27 protein-coding genes are annotated in these 26,267 nt (G+C 70.1%); 10 read left to right on the top strand and 17 right to left on the bottom strand.

Features of this window, described 5'->3' with window-relative positions:
* Positions 1-122 precede the first annotated feature (122 nt).
* The 8 genes from AB0J16_RS01270 to AB0J16_RS01235 all read right to left on the bottom strand — a co-directional run bounded on the left by AB0J16_RS01270 (position 123) and on the right by AB0J16_RS01235 (position 9,162).
* Complete coding sequence (locus AB0J16_RS01270; RefSeq protein WP_358533174.1) at positions 123-572, bottom strand: DUF1931 family protein; 450 nt, start codon at positions 570-572, stop codon at positions 123-125.
* Between the two features lie 5 nt (positions 573-577).
* The gene (locus AB0J16_RS01265; RefSeq protein WP_358533171.1) at positions 578-2,233 is read right to left on the bottom strand and encodes an FAD-dependent oxidoreductase; all 1,656 of its coding nucleotides are present in this window, start codon (positions 2,231-2,233) and stop codon (positions 578-580) included.
* Positions 2,230-2,664 (bottom strand): thioredoxin, encoded by a 435-nt coding sequence (gene trxA / locus AB0J16_RS01260; RefSeq protein WP_358533168.1) that lies wholly within the window; start codon positions 2,662-2,664, stop codon positions 2,230-2,232. Before trxA ends, AB0J16_RS01265 begins: the two co-directional genes overlap by 4 nt.
* A 1-nt stretch (position 2,665) precedes the next feature.
* Entirely contained in the window at positions 2,666-5,284 is a 2,619-nt protein-coding gene (gene clpB, locus AB0J16_RS01255; RefSeq protein ID WP_358533165.1) for an ATP-dependent chaperone ClpB, read from the bottom strand.
* Positions 5,285-5,305: 21 nt separating this feature from the next.
* On the bottom strand, positions 5,306-6,244 hold the full coding sequence (locus AB0J16_RS01250; RefSeq protein ID WP_358533162.1) for a DnaJ C-terminal domain-containing protein: 939 nt from the start codon (positions 6,242-6,244) through the stop codon (positions 5,306-5,308).
* Positions 6,244-6,390: a hypothetical protein gene (locus AB0J16_RS01245; protein ID WP_358533159.1), complete on the bottom strand. Its 147-nt coding sequence runs from the start codon at positions 6,388-6,390 to the stop codon at positions 6,244-6,246. The genes AB0J16_RS01250 and AB0J16_RS01245 overlap by 1 nt, the downstream gene beginning before the upstream one ends.
* A gap of 80 nt (positions 6,391-6,470) precedes the next feature.
* Positions 6,471-6,599: a hypothetical protein gene (locus tag AB0J16_RS01240; protein WP_357939092.1), complete on the bottom strand. Its 129-nt coding sequence runs from the start codon at positions 6,597-6,599 to the stop codon at positions 6,471-6,473.
* 70 nt (positions 6,600-6,669) lie between these two features.
* Positions 6,670-9,162, bottom strand: coding sequence for an AAA family ATPase (locus tag AB0J16_RS01235; RefSeq protein ID WP_358533156.1), 2,493 nt, complete (start codon positions 9,160-9,162; stop codon positions 6,670-6,672).
* Positions 9,163-9,319: 157 nt separating this feature from the next.
* Between AB0J16_RS01235 and AB0J16_RS01230 the strand changes: the two genes are divergently transcribed.
* Together AB0J16_RS01230 and AB0J16_RS01225 are read left to right on the top strand one after the other, a co-directional pair.
* Positions 9,320-9,748: a DUF2267 domain-containing protein gene (locus tag AB0J16_RS01230; protein ID WP_358533153.1), complete on the top strand. Its 429-nt coding sequence runs from the start codon at positions 9,320-9,322 to the stop codon at positions 9,746-9,748.
* 324 nt (positions 9,749-10,072) lie between these two features.
* Positions 10,073-11,860, top strand: a complete 1,788-nt coding sequence (locus AB0J16_RS01225; RefSeq protein WP_358533150.1) for an MFS transporter — start codon at positions 10,073-10,075, stop codon at positions 11,858-11,860.
* 131 nt (positions 11,861-11,991) lie between these two features.
* Here AB0J16_RS01225 and AB0J16_RS01220 read toward each other — a convergent pair whose 3' ends face one another.
* A complete protein-coding gene (locus tag AB0J16_RS01220; protein ID WP_358533147.1) occupies positions 11,992-12,750 on the bottom strand; it encodes an alpha/beta hydrolase in 759 nt (252 codons plus the stop codon).
* A gap of 85 nt (positions 12,751-12,835) precedes the next feature.
* Here AB0J16_RS01220 and AB0J16_RS01215 point away from each other — a divergent pair, with 85 nt between their 5' ends.
* A complete protein-coding gene (locus tag AB0J16_RS01215; protein WP_358533145.1) occupies positions 12,836-13,987 on the top strand; it encodes an alginate lyase family protein in 1,152 nt (383 codons plus the stop codon).
* Positions 13,988-14,113: 126 nt separating this feature from the next.
* On the opposite strand, the gene AB0J16_RS01210 is transcribed toward AB0J16_RS01215, so the two are convergent.
* On the bottom strand, positions 14,114-14,410 hold the full coding sequence (locus AB0J16_RS01210) for a hypothetical protein (protein WP_358533142.1): 297 nt from the start codon (positions 14,408-14,410) through the stop codon (positions 14,114-14,116).
* Positions 14,411-14,493: 83 nt separating this feature from the next.
* Here AB0J16_RS01210 and AB0J16_RS01205 point away from each other — a divergent pair, with 83 nt between their 5' ends.
* Complete coding sequence (locus AB0J16_RS01205; protein WP_358533139.1) at positions 14,494-14,721, top strand: hypothetical protein; 228 nt, start codon at positions 14,494-14,496, stop codon at positions 14,719-14,721.
* Between the two features lie 64 nt (positions 14,722-14,785).
* On the opposite strand, the gene AB0J16_RS01200 is transcribed toward AB0J16_RS01205, so the two are convergent.
* The 4 genes from AB0J16_RS01200 to AB0J16_RS01185 form a co-directional block, all read right to left on the bottom strand.
* Positions 14,786-15,793 carry a hypothetical protein gene (locus AB0J16_RS01200; RefSeq protein ID WP_358533136.1) on the bottom strand — a complete coding sequence of 336 codons (1,008 nt, stop codon included), beginning with the start codon at positions 15,791-15,793 and terminating at the stop codon, positions 14,786-14,788.
* 174 nt (positions 15,794-15,967) lie between these two features.
* Positions 15,968-16,636 carry a sensor domain-containing protein gene (locus AB0J16_RS01195; RefSeq protein ID WP_358533134.1) on the bottom strand — a complete coding sequence of 223 codons (669 nt, stop codon included), beginning with the start codon at positions 16,634-16,636 and terminating at the stop codon, positions 15,968-15,970.
* Positions 16,637-16,758: 122 nt separating this feature from the next.
* Positions 16,759-17,454, bottom strand: a complete 696-nt coding sequence (locus AB0J16_RS01190) for a GntR family transcriptional regulator (protein ID WP_358533131.1) — start codon at positions 17,452-17,454, stop codon at positions 16,759-16,761.
* Between the two features lie 26 nt (positions 17,455-17,480).
* A complete protein-coding gene (locus AB0J16_RS01185) occupies positions 17,481-18,368 on the bottom strand; it encodes a dihydrodipicolinate synthase family protein (protein WP_358533128.1) in 888 nt (295 codons plus the stop codon).
* A gap of 90 nt (positions 18,369-18,458) precedes the next feature.
* Here AB0J16_RS01185 and AB0J16_RS01180 point away from each other — a divergent pair, with 90 nt between their 5' ends.
* The 3 genes from AB0J16_RS01180 to AB0J16_RS01170 are packed head-to-tail and all read left to right on the top strand — an operon-like array spanning position 18,459 to position 21,468.
* Positions 18,459-19,775 carry an MFS transporter gene (locus tag AB0J16_RS01180; protein ID WP_358533125.1) on the top strand — a complete coding sequence of 439 codons (1,317 nt, stop codon included), beginning with the start codon at positions 18,459-18,461 and terminating at the stop codon, positions 19,773-19,775.
* Entirely contained in the window at positions 19,772-20,776 is a 1,005-nt protein-coding gene (locus AB0J16_RS01175; RefSeq protein ID WP_358533123.1) for a dihydroxyacetone kinase subunit DhaK, read from the top strand. The genes AB0J16_RS01180 and AB0J16_RS01175 overlap by 4 nt, the downstream gene beginning before the upstream one ends.
* Positions 20,773-21,468: a DAK2 domain-containing protein gene (locus tag AB0J16_RS01170; RefSeq protein ID WP_358533121.1), complete on the top strand. Its 696-nt coding sequence runs from the start codon at positions 20,773-20,775 to the stop codon at positions 21,466-21,468. Before AB0J16_RS01175 ends, AB0J16_RS01170 begins: the two co-directional genes overlap by 4 nt.
* A gap of 89 nt (positions 21,469-21,557) precedes the next feature.
* On the opposite strand, the gene AB0J16_RS01165 is transcribed toward AB0J16_RS01170, so the two are convergent.
* Both AB0J16_RS01165 and AB0J16_RS01160 read right to left on the bottom strand, forming a co-directional pair.
* Entirely contained in the window at positions 21,558-22,379 is an 822-nt protein-coding gene (locus AB0J16_RS01165; RefSeq protein ID WP_358533118.1) for an SAM-dependent methyltransferase, read from the bottom strand.
* Positions 22,380-22,441: 62 nt separating this feature from the next.
* Positions 22,442-23,098: a hypothetical protein gene (locus AB0J16_RS01160; RefSeq protein WP_358533115.1), complete on the bottom strand. Its 657-nt coding sequence runs from the start codon at positions 23,096-23,098 to the stop codon at positions 22,442-22,444.
* A 144-nt stretch (positions 23,099-23,242) separates the two neighbouring features.
* On the opposite strand from AB0J16_RS01160, the gene AB0J16_RS01155 reads away from it, so the two are divergent.
* Positions 23,243-23,533, top strand: coding sequence for a hypothetical protein (locus AB0J16_RS01155; RefSeq protein WP_358533113.1), 291 nt, complete (start codon positions 23,243-23,245; stop codon positions 23,531-23,533).
* A 14-nt stretch (positions 23,534-23,547) separates the two neighbouring features.
* Positions 23,548-24,684, top strand: coding sequence for an NlpC/P60 family protein (locus tag AB0J16_RS01150; RefSeq protein ID WP_358533111.1), 1,137 nt, complete (start codon positions 23,548-23,550; stop codon positions 24,682-24,684).
* Positions 24,685-24,820: 136 nt separating this feature from the next.
* Here the strand turns inward: AB0J16_RS01150 and AB0J16_RS01145 are convergent, their stop codons facing one another.
* Positions 24,821-25,024 (bottom strand): cold-shock protein, encoded by a 204-nt coding sequence (locus tag AB0J16_RS01145; protein WP_219533118.1) that lies wholly within the window; start codon positions 25,022-25,024, stop codon positions 24,821-24,823.
* Positions 25,025-25,546: 522 nt separating this feature from the next.
* On the opposite strand from AB0J16_RS01145, the gene AB0J16_RS01140 reads away from it, so the two are divergent.
* Positions 25,547-26,164 carry a hypothetical protein gene (locus tag AB0J16_RS01140; RefSeq protein WP_358533108.1) on the top strand — a complete coding sequence of 206 codons (618 nt, stop codon included), beginning with the start codon at positions 25,547-25,549 and terminating at the stop codon, positions 26,162-26,164.
* Positions 26,165-26,267 lie beyond the last annotated feature (103 nt).

Here is a 26,267-nt window from a genome sequence, read left to right as displayed (position 1 = left end):
ACGACGGGACGCTATGCGAAGATCACTCCTGCCGGCTCTCGCACTGACCTTGCTCGCGGGCCGTTGCCGGAGCAGGGCACTCTCTCAGGAGAGTATCCGTCGCTCGCCCCGCCGCGTCACGCTCACAGGAGCAGGCCGAACAGCCGGGTCATGCGCTCCCAGTGCTCGCTGGAGGGGTTCTTGAGATCGGGTTCGACGATCTTGAACGCTTGGGCGAGCGCCATGGACAGCCCGCCGGCCACGGCCGGCAGCCGGGCCTCGGCGTCCACGCTGAGCGACAGGTCGAGCGGTGGCAGCGCGGTGAGCTGCTCCAAAATCGGCGTCAGCTCCAGCTCCTCGTCGAGGTCGCGGAAGCCGTGCATGTTCTCCTGCAGGCCCTTGGTGATGGGCAGGTCCCATGGCTGGATGATGTCGCGCCTGTTCTCCTTGGCCGCGGCTTCGGCGACGACGAGCATGTCGTACAGCTTGCGGTTGACGAAGTCGTTGAAGCGCTTGAGGTCGTTCTTGTCCACGTTGAGTCCCGCGGCGGCGCGGAAGAAGCGCTCGAACCTGGAGTGTGCCATGACCGGCATGTGGATCACCGTCTTCTCTGTCGATTTTCTGTGGTGGTGAACCGTTCGTACATCAGGCGTACGGCCATGGCGCCCTCCCCTACCGCGGAGGCGACCCGCTTGACCGATCCGCTGCGGACGTCGCCCACGGCGAAGACGCCCAGGTGGTCGGTCTCCAGGGGAAGCAGTGCGTTCCAGGTGGTGCGCCGTCCCGTGATGACGAAGCCGCGGTCGTCGAGCGGCACGGCACCCTCCAGCCACTTGGTGTGTGGGTCGGCGCCGATGAAGACGAACATCGCCCTGGTGGCGATCTCCAGGGACTCCCCTGTGCGCCGGTTGTGGACGCGGACGCCGGTCAGCGTGCCGTCGCCGATGAGCCGGCGTACCTCGGTGTTGAGCATGATCTCGATGCCGGGCGCGCGGTCGAGCTCGTCGGCGAGGTAGTGGGACATGCTGGCGCGCACGTCGTCGCCGCGTACGAGCACGCGCACCGACGAGGCGTTCCTGGCCAGGTAGAGTGCCGCCTGACCGGCGGAGTTGCCGCCGCCGACGATGACCACCGGCGAGTCGCTGCACATGCGCAGCTCGAAGGGCGTCGCCGCGTAGTAGACGCCGGATCCCTCGTACTTCTCCAGCTCGGGGACGTCGAGCTTCCGGTAGCGGGCGCCGGTGGCGATGATCACGGCGTGGCCCTTGATGGTGTTGCCGTCCTCGACGAGGACGCCGTAGAAGCCGTCGTCCGGCTGCAGGCCGGTCGCCTCGGCCGGGACGGTCAGCGCCGCGCCGAACTTCCGCGCCTGGATGACGGCGCGCTCGGCGAGCTCGGCGCCCGAGATGCCGGAGGGGAAGCCGAGGTAGTTCTCGATGCGGGAGGAGGTGCCGGCCTGGCCGCCTGCGGCCACGGCGTCGAGTACGACGGTCGTCAGCCCTTCCGAGGCCCCGTACACGGCGGCGGCCAGGCCGGCCGGGCCGGCGCCCACGACGACCAGGTCGCAGACGCCGTCGCCGGGCACCGGGGCGGGCAGGCCGATCGCCTTCGCCAGCTCGGCGACGGTCGGGTTGCGCAGGACCTTGTCGCCGCGCCAGATCACCACTGGGGTGTCCGCGGGCGGGATGCGTAGCTCGCGCAGCAGCGCGTTCGCCTCCTCGTCTTGCTCCAGGTCGATCCACCGGTGCGGCACCCTGTTGCGGGCGGCGAACTCGCGCAGCCGCTTGCAGTCCGCCGAATAGCGGGAGCCGATGATGCGGAAGCCGGTGCCCAGCCCGATCAGCAGGGACCGCCGGGCCAGGTAGGCCCGCAGGATGAGGTCGCCGAGCGCCTGGTCCTGCGCCACGAGCGTGCGCACTTCGTCGGCCGGGACGGCCAGCACCTCGCCTGGCTCCTGGACGACGGCGGTCAGGAATGCCGCTTGGCCGGTGAGCAGGCTGAGCTCGCCGAGGAAGCGGCCCGGGCCTTGGACGGCGATCGTCTTCTCGTCCGGGCCGCTGCCGTGCCCCTCGACCATGGCCACCTTGCCGCTCAGCACGACGATGAACTCCGTGGTGGGCTCCCCCTCCCTGAACAGGACGTCGCCGAGCGAGACGGCCCGGCGCTCGCCGTGGGGCGAGAGCTCGGCGAGCTGCGCCTCGCTCAGCCGGGGGAAGGCGCCGTATAGATCCGGCGTCTCGGGAACCGGCGTCATGTGCGCGCCCTGACCGCGTCCTCGACCCATCGGCGCAGCTCGTGGGCGGGCGAGGCGCCCGCCCGCTGGGCGACGACCTCGCCGCGGACCATCACCATGAGCGTCGGAATGTGCTTGATCGTGAAGCGCTCGGACAGGCGGGGCGACCGGTCCACGTCGACTTTGACGAGTTTGACGCGGCCGGCCAGGTCCTGGGAGATCTGTTCGAGTGCGGGCGTGACCATCCGGCACGGCCCGCACCAGTCCGCCCAGAAGTCGACGATGACCGGCGGGCCGGCACGCTCGGCGACCTCGGCGAACGTGTCGTCGCCCGCCTCGGCGATCCACGGCAGCGGCCGGTGGCAGTTCCCGCATTGGGGCACGCCGTCGGCCGCGGCCGGGACCCTGTTCCGTTTGCCGCAGTTCGAGCAGGCGACGGTGGTCGAGATCATGTCAGCTCTCCGATCCGGCGAAGGTGACGCTCAGCTCGCCGTGGTCGACGTCCACCGTCACGGTCGAGCCGTCGGGGACGTCTCCGGCCAGCAGTGCCCGCCCGATCCTGGTCTCGACCTCGCGGGCGATGAACCGGCGCAGCGGCCGGGCCCCGTACACGGGGTCGTAGCCCTGGTTGGCGATGAGCTTGAGCGCCTGGTCGGTGACCCGCAGCGTGAGCCGCCGGTCGGCCAGCCGCTGCCTGACGTCGTTGAACATCAGGTCCACGATCCGCTCGATCTGGGCCTCGGTCAGCGGCTTGAACAGCACGATGTCGTCGACCCTGTTGAGGAACTCGGGCCGGAAATGCGTGCGCAGCTCGTTCATGACCCGGTCGCGGGCCTCCGGCTTGATCTCGCCGTCGGAGGTGACCCCGTCGAGCAGGTACTGCGAGCCGATGTTGGAGGTCATGATGACCACGGTGTTGCGGAAGTCGACCGTACGGCCCTGCGCATCCGTCAGCCGCCCGTCGTCCAGGACCTGCAGGAACGTGTTGAACACGTCCGCGTGCGCCTTCTCCACCTCGTCAAAGAGGACCACCGAGTACGGCTTGCGCCGCACCGCCTCCGTGAGCTGGCCGCCCTCCTCGTACCCGATGTAGCCGGGAGGGGCGCCGACCAGGCGACTGACCGTGTGCCGCTCCTGGTACTCGCTCATGTCGATGCGGACCATGTTGTCCTCGGTGTCGAACAGCGTGGCGGCGAGTGTCCTGGCCAGCTCGGTCTTGCCTACGCCGGTCGGTCCGAGGAACAGGAACGACCCGACGGGCCGCCGCGGATCCTTGATGCCGGAGCGGGCGCGGATGACCGCGTCGGCCACCAGCCGTACGGCCTCCTCCTGGCCGATGACCCGCTCGTGCAGAATCTCGTCCAGGCGCAGCAGCTTCTCGCGCTCGCCCTCCTTCAGGCGGGTGACCGGGATGCCGGTCCAGCGGGAGACGATGTCGGCGATCTCGTCCTCGGTCACGACCTCGCGCAGCAGTCTTCGGCCGCTCTGGCGCAGGGCCAGCTGCTCCTCCTCCGCCTGCAGGCGGCGTTCCAGCTCGGGGAGTTTGCCGTGGCGCAGCTCGGCGGCGCGGTTGAGGTCGTAGTCGCGTTCGGCCTGCTCGGTCTCCCGGCGTACGGCCTCCAGCTCCTGGCGCAGGGCCTGGACCTTGCGCAGGGCCGCGCGCTCGGCCTCCCACTGCGCCCGCATCGCGTCGGCTTCGGCGCGCAGGTCGGCCAGCTCCTTGCGCAGGTCGGCGAGGCGGGCCTGGCTGGCGGGGTCGTCCTCCATGGCCAGCGCGGCCTCCTCGATCTCCAGCCGCATCACCCGCCGGGTGAGCTCGTCGAGCTCGGCCGGCATGGAGTCGATCTCGGTACGGATCATCGCGCACGCCTCGTCGACCAGGTCGATCGCCTTGTCCGGCAGGAACCGGTCGGCGATGTAGCGGTGGCTCAACGTCACCGCGGCGACGATGGCGCTGTCCTGGATCTTCACGCCGTGGAAGATCTCCAGCCGCTCGCGCAGTCCGCGCAGGATCGATATCGCGTCCTCTTCGGACGGCTCGTCCACCAGGACGGGCTGGAACCTGCGCTCCAGGGCCGCGTCCTTCTCGATGTGCTGCCGGTACTCCTGGACCGTGGTCGCGCCGATCATGTGCAGTTCGCCGCGGGCGAGCATCGGCTTGAGCATGTTGCCGGCGTCCATCGCGCCCTCGGTCGCCCCGGCTCCGACCACGGTGTGCAGTTCGTCCACGAACAGCAGGATCCGGCCCTCCGCCGCCTTGACCTCGTTCAGCACGGCCTTGAGCCGCTCCTCGAACTCGCCGCGGTACTTGGCGCCGGCCACGAGTGAGCCCATGTCCAGGCTGAAGACGGTTTTGTCGCGCAGCCCCTCGGGGACGTCGCCGCTGGTGATGCGCTGGGCGAGCCCTTCGACGATGGCGGTCTTGCCGACGCCGGGGTCGCCGATCAGGACGGGGTTGTTCTTGGTCTTGCGGGAGAGGATCTGGATCACCCGGCGGATCTCCGTGTCGCGGCCGATGACCGGGTCGAGCTTGTCCGCGCGGGCCTCGGAGACCAGGTCGCGCCCGTACTTCTCCAGTGCCTCGTAGGTCACCTCGGGCATGGCGGAGGTGACCCGCTGGTTGCCGCGGATGGCGGTGAGCGACTGCAGGAACCCGTCCCTGGTCAGGCCCCGGTCGTGCAGCAGGCGTCCGGCGGCCGTCGAGGAGCCCTCCTCGATCAGGGCCAGCAGCAGGTGCTCGACCGAGACGTACTCGTCCTTGAGCCGTTTGGCCTCGCGCTCCGCGGTGTCGAGCAGGCGCGACAGGCGTTGAGTGACGAAGACCTGGCCGGGCGCGGCACCCTGGCCGCTGACCTTGGGGCGGCGCGACAGCTCGTTCTCCAGGTCCGCGCGCAGGCCGTCAGGGTCGGCTCCCGCCTGGATCAGCAGCCGGGGCGCGAGCCCGTCCGGCTGGTCGAGCAGGGCCAGCAGGAGGTGCTCACCGTCGATTTCGGTGTGCCCATGGCGCAGCGCCTTGGTCTGGGCGTCGTGCAGGGCCTCCTGCGATTTCTGCGTCATCCGGTTCGGGTCCACTGCAGTCCCCTTAGTGTCGTCTTAGTGTCGCCTCGGATCGAAGGTCGAGACGGCGGCGAGCTGTTCGAACAGCCGGCGCTCCTCCTCGCTGAGCCGGGGCGGCACCAGGATCCGGACCTCGGCGAACAGGTCTCCGGCCGGACCACGCTGGGCGGGCATGCCGCGCCCGCGCAGCCGAAGGCGGCGGCCCGACGAGGTGCCCGGCGGCACCTTCAGCTTCGCCTCGCCGCCCGGCGTGTCGATGGCCACCGTGGCGCCCAGCGCGGCCTCCCAGGGAGCGAGCGGCAGCGTGGTGTGCAGATCGCGGCCCTCCACGCGGTAGCGGGGATGCTCGGCGATCCGCACGATCAGGTATATATCGCCCGGTGGCGCGTCTCCGCTCCCCTGGCCGCCCTGACCGGCGAGCCTGATGCGCTGGCCGTTGGTGACCCCCTTGGGGATCGTGACGTCGAGCCTCCTGCCGCCGGGCAGCGTGATCGTGCGCCGCCCGCCCTGGTACGCCTCCTCGACCGTCAGAGACAGTTCCGCCTCCTGGTCGGCGCCGGGCACGGGTCCCCAGCCGCGCCTGCCGCGGCCGCCGAACATGCCTCCGAGCATGGCCTCGAGGTCGACGTCGGCGCCGAACCCGAAGTCCTCGGCACGCGCGGAGCGCCGCTGACCGCCGCCGGCCCGTGCCCCGGCTCCGGCGCGTGCCCTGCCGCGGGACCACTCCTCGGGGTCCACATCGGGCGGCACCTGGCGGAAATCATGCCCGAAGGCGTCATACCTGCGGCGCGTCTGGGGGTCGGAGAGCACGGAGTACGCCTCCGAGATCTCCTTGAACCGGTCCTCCGCCCCGGGGTTCTTGTTGACGTCGGGATGGTACTTGCGTACGAGCTTGCGGTAGGCCCGCTGGATCTCGTCGGCGTCGGCGTTCCTGTCCACGCCGAGCACCTCGTAGAAGTCCCGGCGGTCGGCCATCACTCCCGCACCCGCTCGGCGTCGCGGGCGATGCGCTCGCGGAGATTGTCCAGCTCGGCGACCGCGCGGAGGCGGCGGTCCTCCGGCTCCGCGATTTTCGCGGCCGCCTCCGGGGCCTCCTCTAGGTGCTGTTCGTAGGCGTTCATTTGACCTCGGTGAAGTCCGCGTCGATCACGTCGTCGTCGGCCTGCTGGAGCTCGCCGCTGAGCGCGCATTGCGGCTCCCCCTAGCGATTGATGCTCGCGAGCAGTTCTTCCGCGACCGCTCCCCAGAGCAGGCCACAGAGAATCATGGCGATGGCGGTGAGCGCGAAGACGAAGAGGCCGACGAGCAGCCCGATTTCCAGGTGGCTCACACGCTTTTCCAGGCTTTCCCTGGCGCTCCGGGGTCACATCCCCCATGCGTGTAGTTCTGCGGCAAATCCCTCAGTCGTCGGTGTCGTCCCGCCCCCGGACGATCACGAGGCGGGTCAGCTCGACGCGGGACTTGATCTGCAGCTTGGAGTAGATGTGCCGCAGGTGGAAGGCGACCGTGTGCGCGCTGATGAACATCTGCTCCGCCACCTTCCGGTTGGACCACCCGTCGGCGACCAGGAGCGAGACGTTCCATTCCGTCTCGGTGAGGCTGTCCCAGCCGGAGGCTGGCCGGTCGGCGTAGCTCCAGTGCCGGTGGCGCACACCTATGGCGCGCAGCCGCTTGCGTACGCGGGCCGAATCCCTGACGGATCCGATCTCGTAGTAGATCGCGAGCGCGCGGTCGAGGCTCACCGCCGCGTCGGCGTGCCGCCCGCCGGCGGCCTGCAGCACGCCGAGGTCCTCCGTGGCGGAGGCGCGCCCCCACACGTCGTCAGCGCGCTCGGCGGCCCGGGACAAGGCCTCGCGATCGCCGTCGAGCAGGCCGCGCGCGTGCGCGGCGGACGCGGTCAGGGCCCGGAAACCCGGGTTGACGGCCGCCAGTTCCTCCGCGGTGGCGACGGCGGCCTTGGCCACCGCGCGGGCGTCCACGGCGAGGGCGACGCGGACCAGCCAGGCGCTCGCGGTGGGGTCACCGGCGAGCATCGAACGTTGCCGGTCGAGCAGGTCGGCCAGCAAGGTCATCGCCTTCAGCGGTCCGTCGCACGCCTCGGTGACCTGGGCCACGATTAGGGCGTGTTCGAGTGAGTCGCCGGGCAGGTCAGCGGCGTGCCGGACGGCCGCCCGTACGTCGCCGTGCCGCAGCGCGACGGTGGCCAGGACGTTGGTGGCCGCTGCGGCGGACAGGGGCGTGGCCCGGTCCGCGGCGAGGCTCAGCGCCCGCTGGGCTTCGTCGGCGGCGCTGTCCAGCCGCCCTTCGAGCAGCTCGGACCGGGCCGCGAGGGCGGACAGGTCGGCCTCCCATGCCTGGTGGCCGGAGTCGAACATGTTCTCGCGCGCGTCCTCGACGAGCAGCCGCGCCTCGTCCAGCCGGTGGACGTCGGTGAGTATCGCGGCGGAGATCAGCCGGGATTCGTACGGATGCACGGCCGACCCGTCCGCGCCGGACAGCCGCCTGGCGTCGGCGGCCAGCGCCAGCGCGTTGGACAGGCGGCCCTCGTCCCGCTCCGCCTGCGCCAGCGCGATCAGGGCCGCCGCGGTGGCCGCCGCGCTGTGCCGGGCGCCCGCCTCGATGACCTCGTGCGCGTACGTGCGGACGGGCGCCTCGTCGCTGCGCAGGCGCGTCATGGCGTAGAGGCGCACGAGCAGCGCCCGGTCGCGCACGTGGCCGGGAAGGTCGGGCAGGGCCAGCACCGTCTCGGCCTCCCGCATGGCCTCCTCGAGGCTGCCGGTCAGGTACATGACGTCCGCGAGCACGCAGTGCAGCTCGGCCACACTGTGCGTCGAAGCGTGCGCGGAGGAGTGTTCGGCGAGGCCGCCGCGGACCAGCTGCTCGGCCGCCCGCAGCCGCCCCTCCGCCATCGCGGTGTCGATGGTCGCGACGAGGTCGAGCTGGCCCAGCAGCGCCTGCCGTACGGGCGGCGGGACCCGCTCCGCGATGACAAGCCTGACCAGCTCGTGGCGGAAGGCGAGGTCATGCGCGGTGGCGGCCAGGATGCCCGCCGCCATGGACTCCTCCACCGCGGGCAGCAGCGCGGCCGTTGTCGTGCCGAGCAGCGACGCGGCCTGCTCGGGGGCGAACGACCGGCCGAGCACGGCGGCCGTCTCCACCAGGTTCCTGGCGACCGCGCTCAGGCCGCCGATCCAGTGCCGCACCACCCTGGTGAACCGGTCGGGGATGCGCAGGGCGGCGTCGCCGTCGAGGACCTGGCCTTCGTCGCGAAGGCCGGCGAGCAGCTCGGTGATCAGCAGCGGGTTGCCGCCCACGATGTCCACCAGAGCCAGCGTCGCCGGTCCCGGCGCGGCCCCGAGCGTGTCGGTGGCCAGGGCGACGGCCGCGGCCGGGGACAGCGGCGAGAGCCGCACCCGGTCGGCTCCGTGGCGCTCCAGCAGGTCGAACAGGGAGGCGGACTGGTCCTGTCCCACACCGGTCGAGCGGCTCAGCAGCCAGCCGATCGGCCGGAATTCGAGCAGGCCGTGGAGAGTGCGCAGGGCGACCAGCGTCGCCGGATCGGCCCACTGCAGGTCGTCGAGCACGGCCAGGACCGGAGCCGTGGGCCATTCCTCGAAGCGCGTTCGCAACGCTTCCAGTGTCCGCGAGTCTGGGTCGAGCCGTAGGTCCAAGGCCTCGAACAGGCTGCCGCACGGCACCAGCTCGCCCAGCTCCTCCAGCTCGCCCCGGAGCACGGCGATGCCGCGCTCGCCGGCGGTGGCGGCCGCCTCGTCGAGCAGCCGGGTCTTGCCGACCCCCGGCTCCCCGTCCACCAGCAGGGTCGCGCCCTTGCCCGCCTGAACGGCGTCGAGCAGGCTGTCCACGTCATGCCATTCCTGTTCGCGCCCCCGCATGTCAGACCGCCTCCCAGACGAGGAACGGTGAAGCCCATGCTCCTAAAGATCTTTCACGCCACTGCACGTTTCGGGGATGTGGCCGGGGAGCAGCCGGGACGAGTCTCGAGGTGATGCCCGGGAAAGGAGTTGGGACCCCGGGAAAGGAGGTGGGGACATGGTTGACACTGGCTACGCGCCGTTCAACCGGACAGTGGACAGGACCAACCGCATCCTGCACGAGATCGAGGAGGCCTGCGGCTGGCCCTCGGAGCGGCGCAACCACTCCTACGGCGCGCTGCGCGCCGTGCTGCACGCGCTGCGCGATCGGCTGACGGTGGAGGCGAGCGCTCACCTCGCCGCCCAACTTCCGCTGCTGTTGCGGGGCGTCTACTTCGACGGCTGGCGGCCGAGCAGCGTCCCGGTGAAGGTGAACCGCGAGGAGTTCCTCGACCGCGTACGCGCCGAAGTGACCTTCGACCATGACGGGAGCACGGAGGAGATGGTCAGAAAGGTTCTTGAAGTGCTCAAGAGCCACATCACCGAAGGCGAGTGGGAGGACGTGAAGGCGGGCATGCCGAAGGACCTCGCCTCCTTGCTCCCATAGCGGCATTCAGCTCCTCCGACTCCTTTTACGGAGGGCGCGGACGAGCCGCAGTGGCAGGAGCCCCACCAGGGGAGCTCGCCTGCCAAGATCGTCGCGGTCCTCCTTGTCGAAGGCGCGGGCGTAGCGGCGGCTGTCCCGGACGCTCGCGTAGCACTTTGCGCCTTCTGCTCCGCAGCCGCGCTGACAATGCCAGCGCATCGTCTCCCCCTCGTTCTCGAAGCGGAAACGATGCCCGAAAACCCGACAAAGCAGCATTAAAACGACTGTACTGCCGGCATCCCTCCGGAGCACCGCTGAAGGACGTTCCGTGAAGGAGCTTTGACCATGACCGCAGAAGACCTTGGCATCATCCGGACCAACATCCCGGCCCGGCTGGATCGGCTGCCCTGGTCCCGGTTCCACTGGAGGGTGGTGCTGGGTCTGGGAACGGTGTGGATCCTCGACGGGCTGGAGGTGACGATCGTCGGCGCGGTCGCCTCCCGCATGACGGAGCGCGGCAGCGGCATCGCCGTCAACAGCGCCGACATCGGCACCGCGGCGGCCATCTACGTCGCCGGCGCGTGCGTAGGAGCGCTGCTGTTCGGGCAGCTCACGGACCGGCTCGGCCGCAAGAAGATGTTCATGTTCACGCTCGGCCTCTACATGGTCGCCACCGTGGCCACCACCTTCGCGTTCGAGCCCTGGTACCTGTTCCTCATGCGCTTCCTGACCGGGATGGGCATCGGAGGCGAGTACGCGGCGATCAACTCGGCCATCGACGAGCTCATCCCGGCGCGCAACCGGGGCCGGGCGGACCTGGCCATCAACGGCAGCTACTGGGTCGGGGCAGCCATCGGCAGCGTCGCCGCGCTGGCCTTCCTCAGCACCGCCCTCTTTCCGATGGACATCGGCTGGCGGCTGGCGTTCGTCATCGGCGGCGTGCTCGGGTTCGCCATCATGTTCACCCGCCGAAGCCTTCCGGAGAGTCCCCGCTGGCTGTTCATCCACGGACGCGAGGAGGAGGCCGAACGTATCGTGGACCAGATCGAGGCCGAGATCGGCGGCGACCTGCCCCCGCCCAGGGGCGAGATCACTGTCAGGCAGCGCGCCGCCATCCCGTTCCGGGAGATCGCCAGGGTGGCCATGGAACGCTATCCGCGCCGGGTGCTCCTGGGCCTCGCTCTCTTCATCGGGCAGGCGTTCCTGTACAACGCGGTGACGTTCGACCTGGGGACGCTGCTGCACGGCTTCTTCGGGGTGGCGTCCGGGTCCATCCCGTACTTCATGGTCGTTTTCGCGCTCGGCAACTTCCTGGGGCCGCTCCTGCTGGGACGCTGGTTCGACACTGTTGGGCGGGTTCCCATGATCGCCGGCACGTACCTGGTGTCGGCCGCCTTGACCGCGGTAATCGCCGTCCTGATGCTGAACCGGGCACTGACCACGACCTCGTTCATGGTGCTCATCGCGCTGACCTTCTTCGTCGCCTCCGCTGGGGCTAGCTCGGCCTACCTCACCGTCAGCGAGATCTTCCCGATGGAGACGCGGGCGCTGGCCATCGCCCTGTTCTTCGCGGTCGGGACGGCGGTCGGCGGCATCACGGGGCCGGCGCTGTTCGGGCAGTTCATCCACAGCGGCAACCTGACGCTGGTGGCCGCCGGGTTCTTCATCGGCGCGGCGGCCATGGCGCTCGGCGGTGTCGCCGAGCTGATGTTCGGCGTCCGGGCGGAACAGCAGTCGCTGGAGGACATCGCCCGCCCGCTGACGGCCGAGGAGGCCGGACCCTACGCGGACGAGCGCCGTGAGCGCATCCACCACCGCCACGAGCAGGACACCACGGGAGCGCGGCGGTTCCTGCCGGGACCGGGGAGCACATTCCCCTCTCCCGGGATGGTCGGCACCGGCGCGGCGAGCGGCCGCGTCACCGCCAGCGCCGACGAGCAGCTCGACCGGGAAGTCGCCGCCGTGACCCACGCGCTGGACGAGCACGGTCCCGCCGACCGCGACACGCTCGCCCGGATGGTCCACGGCCGTGCCTGGGGGCCGGGGCGGTTCCGCGCCGCGCTGCGGCAGACGGTCCGGGAGGGACGCGGCCGTTCCCTTTCGCACGGCCGGTACGACTCGTCCCGGCACTGACCCCAGGGAGTGAGTCACCCAAACCGCTATGACCGGCTGCTGCGCGGCAAGGGACGACCTGGCCGCGCAGTCGGGACCGGCAGAGCCGCCACGGCCGGCCGCGCCGCTCGTCTCAGAAGTGCGGGCCGTTCTTAGGGGCGCGGGCCGAAGCCCTGGGCGGCGAGCCAGGTGGCGCAGAGGCTCGGCCAGGCGGACGCGGCCAGGTCGTCGCCCTGGGCGAGCCCGAGTCCGTGCTTGCCCTCGGGAAAGACATGCAGCTCGTACGGCGTGCCGGCGCGCCCGAGCGCGTCGGCGAACAGCAGGCTGTTGGCCGCCGGTACCCCTCGGTCCGCCGCCGTGTGCCAGAGGAACGCCGGTGGCGTCTCGGCGGTCACGTTGAGGTGCGCGGACAAGGCCGTCGCCTGCTCCTCGGTGGCGTCAGGGCCGAGCAACTGACGGCGCGACCCCGAGTGCGCGCTCCACCCGATGAGGTCGATGACCGGATAGCCGAGTATCAGGGCGTCCGGGCGGTCCTCGTCCTTGGTGGTGGCGAAGGTGGCGGCGAGGTGGCCGCCCGCCGAGAACCCCATGACGGCGACCCGCCCGGCCCCGCGCTCCCGGACGACGCGCACCGCCTGGCGCAGGTCGTACAGCGGAGCCGGATGCAGCGGCTCGCGCCCCGGCTCGTCGCCGGCCACCCGGTAGGCCAGCACGTAGGCGTCGATTCCGAGCGTGACCAGCCAGCGGGCCACGTCCGCGCCCTCGTGCCCGGCCAGCCGGGAGTAACCGCCACCGGGGCACACCACCACCGCGCCCGTGGCCGGGCCGTCCGCCGCGTACAGCGTCAAGCTCGGTGACTCGCCGGTGGCCGGGCCGGGGGGAGTATCCGGCCAGAGGGGAACGTCGATCATGGCGGGTACTCTACTCCCCGGAAAAGTTAGGAAACTTTCCTAAGAAGGTTGACCGGGCCACGTAACGCTCGTTGGATGAGCTGTCATGACCCCCCGTATCATCGCCACCGCCGCCCTGGTCGCCGCTCTGGCCCTGCCACTGCCCGCGGCCGCCGCCCCCGCGACCTTCACCCACCCCGGCGTGCTGCTCGGCCGGGAACAGCTCGACTTCATGCGTACCAAGGTCAACTCGGGCGCGCAGCCGTGGAAGTCGGCCTACGACCAGATGATGGCCCACTCGCTCGCCTCACTCACCCGGGCGGCCAAGCCTCGCGCCGTCGTCGAGTGCGGCCCCTACTCCAACCCCAACAACGGCTGCACCGACGAGCGCCAGGACGCGCTCGCCGCGTACACGATGTCTCTCGCCTGGTACGTCACCAGGGACGCCAAGTACGCCAAGAAGGCCATCGAGATCATGGACGCCTGGTCCGCGGTCATCAAGGACCACACCAACAGCAACGCGCCCCTGCAGACCGGCTGGGCCGGCTCGGTCTGGCCACGGGCGGCCGAGATCATCCGCTACACCTACACCAGCTGGCCGAACGTCGACCGCTTCGCTACCATGCTGCGCACCGTCTACCTGCCGAAGGTCATCAACGGCTCCAACAGCAACGGCAACTGGGAGCTGAGCATGATGGAGGCGGCCGTCGGCATCTCCGTCTTCCTGGAGGACCGGACGAGCTACGACAAGGCGATCACCAAGTACCGCGGCCGGGTGCCGGCCTACGTCTACCTCAGCACCGACGGCGACCTGCCCAAGGGCGCGCCCGGCAGCGGCAACGACACCCGTGACGAGCTCGTCAAGTACTGGCAGGGGCAGACGACCTTCGTCACCGGCCTCACCCAGGAGACCTGCCGCGACTTCACCCACACCGGCTACGGGATCTCGGCCATCTCCCACGTCGCCGAGACCACCAGGATCCAGGGCCAGGACCTCTACCCGGAGGTCGGTGAGCGGCTCAGGCAGGCGCTCGGCTTCCAGTCGAAGTACCAGCTCGGCGCGGCCGTGCCCTCCTGGTTGTGCGGCGGCAAGCTGAACCTGGGCCTCGGCCCGATCACCGAGGTCGGCTTCAACCAGCTCCACAACCGCCAGGGCATCCCGATGACGAACACCCAGCAGCTCACCGAGCAGCAGCGTCCCGCCGGCACCAACCAGCTCTTCGTCGCCTGGGAGACCCTCACCCACGCGGGCAGTTAAGGCTTTCCTTAGGTGAGCGTTGACAAGCTCGCTGCGCAGGAGTCGTCTGAGGGCCCACGACGAGCGAGGGGGTGTCCGGATGCAGGTTCCAGCGCCGTTGGAGTACGAGCGGGCCACCAGCGTCGATCAGTTGGAAGCGCGCCGGTCGGCATAGGCGCCGGCGACCCGGGCGATCGCCCGCACAGCCGCTTGCGCACCCAACCCGGCCACCTGCCCACGCACCTCGTAATAGGCCAGCCGATGCAACTCCACCACCGCGAAGACGCGGTGCCGCCAGGCCAGGCGGGAGACGACAGTGGCCGCCTCATTGCACAACAGCACCGCCGCAGCCAGCGCCTCAGCCTGGGCCGAAGCGGGCGTGAGCCGCAGTTGCACGATCGAGGGCAGGCCGTGACGTTTGGAGGCGGAGCGGCGGATCGCCATCGCGCACCTCCTGTCACAGCAGCATCACCCACCGCACATATTACCGAACGTGACCGAGACTTTCCATACTGTTTTCGACAGGAGTGGCGCTCCGCGCTGAGGAGGACAAGGAGGAACGACGCGAGTTCGTGAAGTGGTCCGATGCCAAGGCCAAGATCCGCGAGATCGACCCCGACTGGGACTCTACCGAGCGGGTCACTGCTCGGGAGGCCAGCCGCGAGGAGTTGCGGGCGGAGCTGCGAGGCGCCCAACTCGCTGAGACGCGCAAACGACCTCGGATGTGGTGGCCGACTTCGGCGACCACTCCGTGAAGGTTGCTTGAGGCGAATTCGGCAGCCCGCTACCTGTTCAGTTCGGCTCTCTGGTGCAGCACATTCAGTCGCCCGTGACGCTGATCTGGGCGGTCCAGTCGGCGACGACGCGTGTTCTCTTCGACGGTGCGGCGGGGACGATGGCGGCGAACCAGGTGGCCTGGACGAGGATGACCCGGCTGCGGAACTCCTTCTTGCCGCTCAGCACGGCGGGCTCCGGCCGGGTGAAGGAGAGTGTCGCGGCGTCGGGCCGGGCGGTGAAGCTCTGCTGCTCCCGTACGCCGTACCAGACGACGGCTCCTCCTCCCGAGGCGCGCAGCGCGTAGATCGTCGGGACCACCTGGGTGCGGTCGCGTACGTCCCACTGGCCGCGCAGGAGGCGCATGTCGGCGAGCCGGGCGGTGGCGGACTGGGTCGTGTAGGGGCCCGCGGCCAGGAGGCGCTTGGCCTCCGTGTCCTTGCCGTTGGTGGCCAGGGAGCGCGCGTGCGCGGCGGCCACGGCGCGGGGGGCGACGGCGAGGTTCTCGGTGTCGTCGGCGGCCACCGCGGTCGCCAGTCCCTCGTCGTCCACGGCGATGGGTAGGGCAGATGCCTGGAGTGGGGTGGTCGATCCGGCGACCAGACGCCAGCCGTCGGCGGTCTCCTGGAGGATGAGCTGGGTCCGGTAGTCCCTGCCCTGCTCGGTGATCTCGGCCAGGAACCAGCGGGCGCCGCCGGGGTTCTTCGGGATCACGAAACGTGTGCTGGTGAGGCGGGGCAGCGTGCCGAGCCGGTCCCCGCGTAGCCTGGCGAGCCGAAAGACGGCCCGGTCGAGCTCCAACGCCAGGCCGGCGCTCGTTTCCTGCAGTCCGGATCCGTTCCGCTTCCTGGCCTGCTGCAGTCGCTCACGGTAGCCGTTGAGGACGAACTCGGCCCCGTCCTCCGTCAGTGTGGGCTGCGCCGGTGCGGCGCTCGCCCGGGGCCCGGCGCTCACCGACCAGGCACCGGCCTGGGGTGACGTCCCGGAGGCACTGCACGCGGTGACCATGGCCAAGGCCAGGCCACTCACGAACAGCTGGCGATTCACCGGCACGGATACCTCCGCGACATGCCCGTGGGAGCGTCCTGAGCTGTCCTCATGATGTACGGGCCGAATCTGGCCCAGGTTCAATCCACCGGAGCTGGGACTCCATACGGACCGTGTTCAATCTACCGGGATCGGGACGGTGCGGACCGTGCTCGATCCACAGGGACCGTACGACGCGGCTCAGAACTCGGCCGCCGCGAGCCGGTGCGCCCGGACGGTCGCGGGGCGCTCGTCGTACGCCGGGCGGGTCAGCAGCGCCTGGGCGAGGTTGGCCTTGATCAGGGCGGCGCCGCGCACGACCGGCACCAGCGTCAGCGCGAACAGGACCCCGATCACGGTGTTGAAGACCACGAAGGTGGTGGTGTCACTGCCGAGGCCGAGCAGTTCGGGCAGCCCGCCGTGGAATTCGGGCAGGCCGGCGATGATCCACCCGTAGAGCGGGAAGGTCAGCCCGGCGATCGCGCCCGCCCACCAGACGAGGGTGACGACGAAGGTGGCGATGGCGAGGGGGAAGGCGACGACGGCGTGCAGCATGTCCAGCGCCGCCTGCCCGCTGGTCAGCGGGTTCATCGCGCGGCGGAACCAGCCGGCGTCCGAGGGGGCCTGGCGGTAGCGGGGACGGGCGACGCGGCGGCCGAGTACGTCGGGCAGCAGCACCCGCTCGACGTCGGCGAAGTTGCGCGCCATGGCGGCGGCCGCGGCCAGGATCGGCAGGCCGATGAAGGCGACGGCGCTGCCCGCTCCGGTCGCGACACCGATCACGACCAGGACGAAGGACATCACGGCGGTGGGGAAACCCAGCAGGACGTAACGGGTGTCGGTGGCGATGCGGTGCCGGAGCGTTGTCATGCCAAGAACGTTACGAGTCGCCACCCCTCCAGATCGCTCCCGCTCACTGGCGTATCGAGGTAGTGCAGGCCCTACCCAAGTACGTCAGGTGGTGATGGCGTGTGACCGTCATCCGTCACCTGTCAGGTGGTGATGGCGTGCGACTCCATGTCGGCCACCGTCCACTCCTCGACCTCGTCCAGGTGGATCGCGGCCGCCGTCTGCGCCGCCGCGACGTCGCGGCCCGCCATGGCGTCGAGGATCTCCAGGTGGCGGCGGGTGGAGCCGGCGATCCGGTGCGGGCCGGTGGCGCCCAGCACGCGTAGCCACTGCACGAACGGCTCCGTCGAGGAGCGGACCCGGATGAGCCGCTCGTTGCCGGTGGCCGCCACGATCTCGGTGTGCAGGCGCGTGTCACTGACGAAGAACGGCTCGTAGTCGCCCTTCTCCGCGTACGCCAGCGCTTCGACGACCTCGGCGCGGAGCTCCGCGATCCGGGGGAGCGGCATGACGGCGGCGGCGATGCCGGTCGCCAGCCACTCGATGCCCTTGCGCAGCTGGCAGACCTCGTGGACGTCGGTGACGTCCGGCCGGGCCACGAACGTCCCCGACCGAGGCCGCGTCTCGATGAGCTGGTCGTGCTCCAGGCGGGCCAGCGCCTCGCGGACCGGCGTGCGCGAGACGCCGAACTCCGTGGCCACCGAGTTCGGATCGAACCGGGAGCCGGGGGCGTACACCCCGCTGGTGATGCGGTCGCGCAGGATCCCGTAGAGCTGGTCCGCGATGGAATCCACGACCAGGGACGAACCCTTCGAGAGCTTGACGGACTGACCCGGCACGATCTCTCCCTGCAGATGTGTGATGTCTAGTCGATCAGATTAGCCGCGCGGAGGGCCACCGCGATCCGCTCGCGTTCGGCGGGGCTCGCCGGCGCGAAGGGCTTCCGGGGACGCCCTCCGTTGCGGCCCTGCAGCTCCAGTGCCGCCTTGAGCGTGGCCGGCAGGTTGGGTCCGTCGATTGCCCGCCACACCGTGAGAATACGCTCGTGCAGCTTCAGCGCGAGCCCGTGGTCGCCGTCCTGGATGGCGTTCCACAGCTCGACGCTGAGCCGCGGCGTGACGGTCGGGATGGCCGCGAGCGCGCCGTGCGCGCCGAGCACGAACGCCGGGTAGTGCAGGTCGTCGAGCGCCGCCAGGATGGTGAACCGGTCGCGTACCCGGGCCAGCAGGTCGACCAGCAGGTGCATGTCGCCGCCGCTCTGCTTGATGGCCACCAGCTGCGGAACGGCCGCGAGCCGCTCGATCACGTCCACGGGTACGAGGGCCCACGGCACCACGTTGTAGAGCACGATCGGCAGGTCCACCGCGGCCCCGATCTCGCGGTAGTACGCCACGGTCTCCTCGGCCGACGGCGCGAAGACATAGTGCACCGGAGTGATCTGCAACGCGTCGACGCCCACCTCCTTCAGCGCCAGCGAATAGCGGATCACCTGGGCCGTCGAATTCTGGATCACTCCGGCGATCACCGGCACTCGCCCGGCGACCTCCTCGACCACGACCCGGCAGATGTCCCGGCTCTCCTCCAGGGAGAGTGTCTGGCCCTCCCCGGTGCTGCCGCACGCGCAGATCGCGGTGACTCCGGCTTCCAGCAGGTACTTGACCTCCTGGCGCAGGAGATCGAGGTCCACCTCGTCGTTCTCGTCGAACGGGGTCACCACCGTGGAGATCATCCCGTGCAGGTCCAGGTCGCTCATCGACATCCTCCTCGTGGCCAGGCTATTGCGGCCGTGTTAAATCTAGTGTCTGATACATTAGATTATCACTCGGACATGAAAGGATGTCCAATGCAGAGCGGGACGCCAGTCAAACGTGTCGTCTGGGCCAGCGCCCTCGGCACGACCGTGGAGTACTACGACTTCACGCTCTACGCCACCACGGCCGCGCTGGTCTTCAACAAGGTCTTCTTCCCGGCCGAGATCCCCCTGGTCGGCACGCTGGCCGCGTTCGCCACGTTCTTCGTCGGCTATCTGGCGCGCCCGCTCGGCGGCCTGATCTTCGGCCACTTCGGTGACCGGCTGGGCCGCAAGAACATCCTCATCACCACGATGCTGATGATGGGCACCGGCACCTTCGCCATCGGCCTGATCCCCTCGTACGAGTCGATCGGCATCGTCGCGCCCCTGCTGCTGGTGCTCATCCGGCTGATCCAGGGGCTGGGGATGGGCGGCGAGTACGGCGGCGGCGTGCTGATGGCCCTGGAGTACAGCCCGAAGCGACGCCAGGGCTTCTTCACTTCCCTGGTGCACATCGGCACCCCGGCCGGTGTACTGCTGCCGGTCGCCCTGGTCACGGCGCTGGACGCGTTCCTGCCGGCGGGCGCGTACGAGTCGTGGGCCTGGCGCCTGCCGTTCCTGGCCAGCATCGCGCTGGTCGCCGTCGGCTTCTACATCCGGCTGCGCGTCAGCGAGAGCCCCGAGTTCGTCAAGATGCGGGCCGAGCGCGAGGTGCGGAAGCTGCCGGCCAAGGAGCTGTTCGCCGACTACACGGGCAAGGTGCTGCTGTCGATCGTCGCCAAGGTGGCCGAGAGCGGGCTGTTCAACGTCTACTACGTGGTCGCCATCGCCTACGTCACCACGGAGCTGGGTCTGCCGCGCGGCCCGGTGCTGATGGCCGTGCTGATCGCGTGCCTGGCCGAGTGCCTCACGCTGCCGCTGTTCGGGGCGCTGTCCGACCGGATCGGCCGGCGCAAGGTGTACGTGGGCGGCGCGGTGTTCCAGCTGCTGCTCGCCGTGCCGTTCTTCCTGCTCGTACAGACCGGCAGCCTGCCGCTGATGACCCTGGCCATGCTGCTCGGCCTGGCCGTCGGCCACGGCTCCATGTACGGCGCGCAGGCGGCGCTGTTCGCCAATCTCTACCCGGTTCAGGTGCGCTACACGGGCCTGTCCGTCACCCAGCAGGTAGGGGCCACGCTCGGCGGCGGGCTCGCCCCGCTGGCCGGCACCGCGCTGCTCGCGGCCGGTGGTGGCCACTGGACTTGGCTCGTGGTCTATATGATCGCGATCGCGGCTCTGTCCAGCCTGGCGGCCAGCCGGCTGGGCTCGGGCGAGCTCGACCGTGAGGCGCTCGGTGGAGTGCCCGCCGCCAAGGAGGCGATCCAATGAGCCTGTTCCTCGCCGAAGGCGATCCCGTGACGCCCGCTCTGCGCGGGTTCGCGCGGGTGCACGCCGACCTCGTCGAACTGAGCGAGGACCCGGTCTTCCTGCGGGCCCGCGACCGCGATCCGCGCCGGACCGTCGGGCTGGTGTCCGGCGGCGGCTCGGGGCACGAGCCGCTGCACGGCGGGTTCCTCGGCCGGGGGATGCTCGACGCGGTGGCGCCGGGGCAGGTGTTCGCCTCGCCGCACAACCGGCAGGTGCTGGCGGCCAGCCGCGCCGCCGCCGGCCCCGGCGGGGTCATCCACATCGTGAAGAACTACACCGGCGACCGGATCAACTTCGGCATCGCCGCCGAACGCCTGCGACACGACGGCATCGAGGTCCGCCGGGTGCTGGTCGACGACGATCTGGCGACCGAGAGCACGGAGACGGCGACGGGACGGCGGGGCACCGGCGCGACCGTCATCGTGGAGAAGCTCCTCGGCGCCGCCGCCGACGAGGGGCTCGGCCTCGACGAGCTGACCGAACTCGGCACGCGGTTCGCCGGCGCCTCGCGCAGCCTCGCGGTGGCGGCGCGGGCCCAGACCTCGCCGCAGACCGGCGCCCCCTCGTTCGAGCTGGGGCCCGACGAGCTGGAGTACGGCGTGGGCATCCACGGCGAGCGGGCGGCCAAGACGATCACCAGGCCACCCGTCGGCGAGCTGGTCACCCGGATGCTCGACGAGCTGCTGGCCGGTCTGCCACCGGGTCCCGACGACCTCGTGGTGCTGGTCAACGGGCTCGGCGGGACCACCCAGCTGGAGCTGTACGGCGTCTTCGACCAGGTGGCGGGCGAGCTGTCGGCACGCGGGCTGGACGTGCGCGGCTCGCTGGTGGGGACGTACGTGCCCGCCCTCGACATGGCGGGCTTCTCGCTGACCCTCACCCGGCTCGACCCGGCCTGGGACCGCTGGTGGCGGGCCCCGGCCATGACACCCGCCTTCGTCCAGCTTGAGGAGAACCGATGACCGCGTCGCCCGTACTCCGCCGCTACGCCGCCGACGTGGAGGCGGCCCACGCCGAGCTGACGCGGCTCGACCAGCTCAGCGGGGACGGCGACTTCGGCGACAACCTGCGCTCCGGGTTGCGTCGCGTCATCGACGAGCTCGACCGGGCTGGTACGGCGGGGCATGGGTTCGACGTGGCGGGACGGGTGTTCCTTGACGACGTCGGGGGCACGAGCGGGCCGCTGTTCGGGCTGCTGTTCACCGAGATCGGCCGGGCGCTTGACGGCGACAAGCCGACCGGGCGGGCGCTTGACGGCGACAAGCGGACCGGCTGGGCGCTCGACGGTGACGTGCCGACCGGCCGGGCGCGAGACGGTGATGTGCCGAGCTGGGCCGCGGGCGCCTCCGCCGGGCTGGCCGCGATCCAGCGGGTGGGCGAGGCCAACGTGGGCGACCGCACCCTGGTCGACGCGCTCGTGCCCGCGGTCGCGGCGCTGGAGTCGGACGGTGCCGGAGCCTTCGCCCGCGCCGCCACGGCCGCCGCCGATGGCGCCCGGAGCACGGCCGGGCTGCGAGCTCGGCTCGGGCGGGCCAGTTACGTGGGCGAGCGGGCCAGGGGTGTCGCCGATCCCGGGGCGGTGGGGGTGGCGCTGCTGTTCCGAGCGCTGGCCGAGGTCGAGGAGCCCGGCTCGGGAGTAGCCCCGCCGTACTGACGGACGTGCGGTTACGGGACGCGCGCCGACCACGTACGGCTACCGGAAGCGGGCTGACGTGCGCTTACGGGACGCGGGCTGATGTGTGGCTACGGGACGCGCGCGACGCCGCCCAGGACGCCGCCCTTCGCCAGGCTGGCCGGGATGTACTGCTCGTCGTTGCGCCAGTCCTGCGCGGGTACGACGCCCGGTTCGAGCAGTTCGAGCCCGTCGAAGTAGCCGCGTACGGTGTCGCGGTCGCGCCAGGTCATCGCCCCCGAGCTGGTCTGCCGGTAGACGTCCTGCGCCTCGGCGAGCCTGGCCGGGATGCCCTCGTTCTCCTCGATGTACCCGTGCGAGATGATCAGGTAGCTGCCCGATGCCAGCGGCTCGCGCAGGGTCTGGACGATGCGGGCCACCTCCTCGTCGTCGGCCAGGAAGTGGAACACGGCGACGACGAGGAGGGCGACCGGCTGGCTGAAGTCGAGGTGCGCGGCGGCGGCGTCCAGGATCGCCTTCGGGTCGCGCGTGTCGCCCTCGACGATCACCGTGTCGGGGTTGTCGGCGAGCAGGGCACGGGCATGGACCAGGACGATCGGGTCGTTGTCGGTGTAGACGACCTTGGCGTCCGGGATGACGCGCTGCGCGACCTGGTGCACGTTGTTCTGGGTAGGCAGACCGGTGCCGATGTCGAGGAACTGCCGCACACCCGCCTTGGCCGCCTCCTCCACCGCCCGGATGAGGAACCCGCGATTCGCTCGGGCGATCTCGCGGATGTCGGAGCCGGTCTCCAGACTGATCCGGATGATGTGCTCGGCCGCCTCGCGATCGGCGGAGAAGTTGTCCTTCCCACCCAGGAAGTAGTCGTACATCCGGGCGACACTGGGAACGGTCGGGTCGACCTTCCCCGCGGGCAGCTCGTGCTCGGTCACGCCTACACCTTCCTCGCCTATGCCCGCATCTTACGAGGAATCAGGTGATCTGTGGCGATCTGTCAGTCCGGCGCCCAGTACTTCACGAGAAACCGCTCCATCCGCTGTACCACCGGGGTCCAGGTGGCGGTCAGGGTGTAGCGGCTGACGCGGTGGCCTCGGTAGGTGAGGGTGTACTTGAGGAAGTCGGCTCCCTGGGGCTTGGCCTGGGAGTGGCCGAGGCGCAGGAGCTTCAGGTCGTGGTGGAGTTTGCGCTGTTCGCCGCGGGTGAGGCACTTGTTCACGGTCGGGCCCGTACGACGGCTCAGGCGTACGCAACCGTTGGTGTAGACGATCACCCGGTTGTCGAAGCCCGCGAAGCCGCCCTGCTCGCGCAGCTCGACCAGCACCTTCTTGGCGACGGGCGTGGCCGAGGCGGCGGGTGCCATGGTGGCGCTCAGAGCGGTACCCAAGATCACGATGAGCGCGATCCGCAAGATTCTCATACTCCTACGACGTACGGGGCAGCGAAACGGCTCATCAAGACGTGGGGGAGCGGCGAAACGGCTCATCGCGCGGCCGCCCTGGAGCATGGCCGTGATGCCGCCGAATCCCTGCTTCGGCGACAGGTCGTCCCAGTGGATCTGGCCCTCGGCCATGCCGACGCCGCAGATGTTGACGATGACCGGGTTCGCGCACTGCTCCATGCCCGTGGCCCCGTACCTGGAGGCCGTGGCCACCAGCCTGCTGGGCGCCCGATGCCGGGAAGATGATGGGCATTTAACGGTGAATTAGGGGCTTACCGATACGATCAGCTACTTGTGGGGTGATGCGTAGTTTGATGGGCGCGTCACCGTCGGTCCCGTACCCCTGGAGGATCGCTGATGGCGAAGGTCGACCTGCACCGCCAGGCGCTCGAAGACTGCCAGTCGGCGGCGAACCGGTTGTCCAAGGAGTTCGCCGACCTCGCGGGCGGGTATCCGGCCAAGACCGCCGACTCCTCGATCTTCGGTGACCTGACCGGCTCCTCCTCGCTGGCCGCCCTCCTCGACAAGATCGAGACCGGGGTCTCCGGCGAGCTGGGACATGTCCAGAACAAGCTCCAGGGCGTCGAGCGGGCGCTGGAGAAGGTACGCGACAACGTCCACACGGCGAACCAGGCCTCGGGCGCGTGATCAAGGAGTGAAGTGTGGAGCTCGGTGACCTGCCCGGCGGTGACGGCCTCGCGAACATCCTCAAGTCCGTCAGCGGCGATCCCGGCTCGGTCCGCGGCGTGGCCAAGCGCTGGCGCGGCGCCGGCGGCAAGACCGGCGAGTACGTCGGCCGCCTCGGCACGTCGGTCAAGGGCGTCAACACGGCCTGGCAGGGCGACTCCGCCGACGCCTTCGACAAGTACATGCGCCGCTACTCCACGGCCGGCGGCGCGCTCCACGACGCACTGACGGACAGCGCGACGGTTCTCGACGACGTCGCCCAGGCGCTGGAGACGGCCGCCTCGAAGGTACGCGGGATCTGCGGCGACGTCCTCGACAAGGCCCGCGCCTACAAGACCAACAATCCGGACGCCACGCAGGCGGAGTTCGACAAGGCGCTCGCCTCTCCCGTAGCCGACGCGGTCGAGGACGCGAAAACGCACCTCACCTCGGTCAACAAGGTCGTGAACCAGGCCGTCAAGACGATCGGCGAGCACTGGAACGGGCGGGAGGCGACGTTCGCCGCCATCAAGGCGCCCGGCGACCAGACGTTCGTACCGGCGCCGGGCCACACGGTCCACTGGGACCCGACGCCACTTCCCGACTGGCAGAAGACGACACTGGCGAGTGCGAACGGCAACGGCAACGCCTACAGCCCCGCCTCCGCGTCCGCCCCGGTGGCCGTGTCTTCCGGGGCCGGTGGATCTTCGGGCTCCGGGGGCTCTGGGGGCTCTGGGGGCTCTGGGGGTGCGGTCGCCCAGGCCGTGCCGTACGTGCCGGGCGGCGGCACCGGCGCCGACATCGTCAACGCGGCCCGGCAGCACCTCGGCAAGCCGTACGTCTGGGGCGCCAACGGCCCGAACGCCTTCGACTGCAGCGGGCTCGTCTACTACTCGCTGAACCAGGCAGGCATCAAGATCGGCGACACCACGGCGGCCGGCTACCAGGCGAGCGGGCACCCGATCTCAGGGCCGCCGCAGGCCGGTGACATCGTCTTCTTCGGCGCCCCGCCCGACCACGTGGGGATCTACATCGGCGACGGCAAGATGATCCACGCGCCGCACCCGGGGGCGAACGTCCGGGTGGGAGAGGTGGCGGTCCAACACGGCCCGATCACCTACCGTCGCTTCTGAACCCCCGCGCTTCTGGACCGCGCGGGATCTTTGCCTGAGCCGCCGCGCTTCTGACCCCGCGGGATCTTCGCCTGAACACACGCGAGCCGGGGCCCGCATGCGCGGACCCCGGCTCGTCGTGGTGTTACGTCGTTGATCAGACCGGAACGATGTTCTCGGCCTGCGGGCCCTTCTGGCCCTGCGTGATGTCGAAGCTCACCTTCTGGCCTTCCTGCAGCTCGCGGAAGCCCTGGGTGGCGATGTTCGAGTAGTGGGCGAAGACGTCGGCGCCGCCGCCGTCCTGCTGGATGAAGCCGAAGCCCTTTTCAGAGTTGAACCACTTCACGGTGCCAGTCGCCATGTCGATCTCCTTTGATAGGCGCAGAGCCGGGACTCGCAGGTCACGAATCCCATGTCGCCGCAATGACCCATCCGGAAATGACCGGGTGAAACAACACGCCTTCGGGGCGGAACCCGTCAGGCGCGCAAAGTTCGTGGGTACCAAAACTGCAACAGCTGCCACGCTAGCACGTGGCCTCTCATACTCCCTCCCGAAAAATGGGAGATCTTGCGGCCTGCCTGCTGGAAGGGAAAATCGCCGCCTGGACACCGGCTCCCGACAGGTCGAGGAGCGCCGCCTACCCCTGCCAGACGGCCCCGAGAGCACGGGGCACTTGGACGGTCGTGGCCATCGACCACGACCCGACATGGTCGACGTACTCTCGCCGCCGGCGCGACCGCAAAATTTATGTCAACCCGACATAGATAAAACAAAGCGGCATATCAGACATCTCTCATGTGGCGTCGGCAGAGTTCAGGGCGTGCGGATGACTCTCGGGGGCCGAATTCATCGGGATGCGGCCGGGTCATCCAGGATTGGACGTTGATCTCAGTGCGTTTCCTGAAGCCCCTCACCGTGACCCTGGCCAGTGCCGCCCTCGTCGCCCTGCCGTTCGCGGGCGGCGCCTTCGCCGACAGCGGCCAGCCGCAGCCCGTCACCACGGTCACGCCGGGCGTGAAGACCACCCCGACGGTCACCCCGGGCGTGAAGACCACCCCGACCACCAAGCCCACCGCACCGGTCAAGACGGGTCACCCCACCGCGACGGACGACAACGCACGGCCCAAGCGGCCGACCTCCACCGCCCACGAGCGGGAGACCACGGCCTCCACCCTCTACTTGAAGGAGCGCCGGAGCCCGGCCTCTCTCGAGGTCTCGGTCAACCCGACCCGCGTCAAGCAGGGCGCCTCCTACGGGGTGACCATCGTGGTCAAGGGCGCGTCGGCGGGTAAGGCGGCCACGATCACGAGCCCCGAGGGCAAGAGCTACCGCGTGTCGCTCGACCAGCGGACGGTCACCAAGACGCTGACCGTACCGGCCAAGGCCAAGCTCGGCGCCAAGACGGTGACGGTCAAGGTCGGCAACCGGACCGCCACCGCCCAGTTCACCGTCGTCCGCGGCGGCGACCACCGCGACGACCACCGCCACGAGGGCAAATAGCCGACCTCCGCCACGAGGGCGAATATCGGGAGGCCCTCGCCGCGGAACCCGCCCGCGCTCCGGGTCCGGCCCTCCCCGTGGCCGGTCCCGCCAACGCGGGCGC

Origin of the sequence: Nonomuraea sp. NPDC049750, assembly GCF_040659625.1 — a bacterium.
GTDB lineage: Bacteria > Actinomycetota > Actinomycetes > Streptosporangiales > Streptosporangiaceae > Nonomuraea.
Note: the sequence above shows the minus strand (reverse complement) of the source record. Positions and strands in the feature narration are given on the sequence as shown.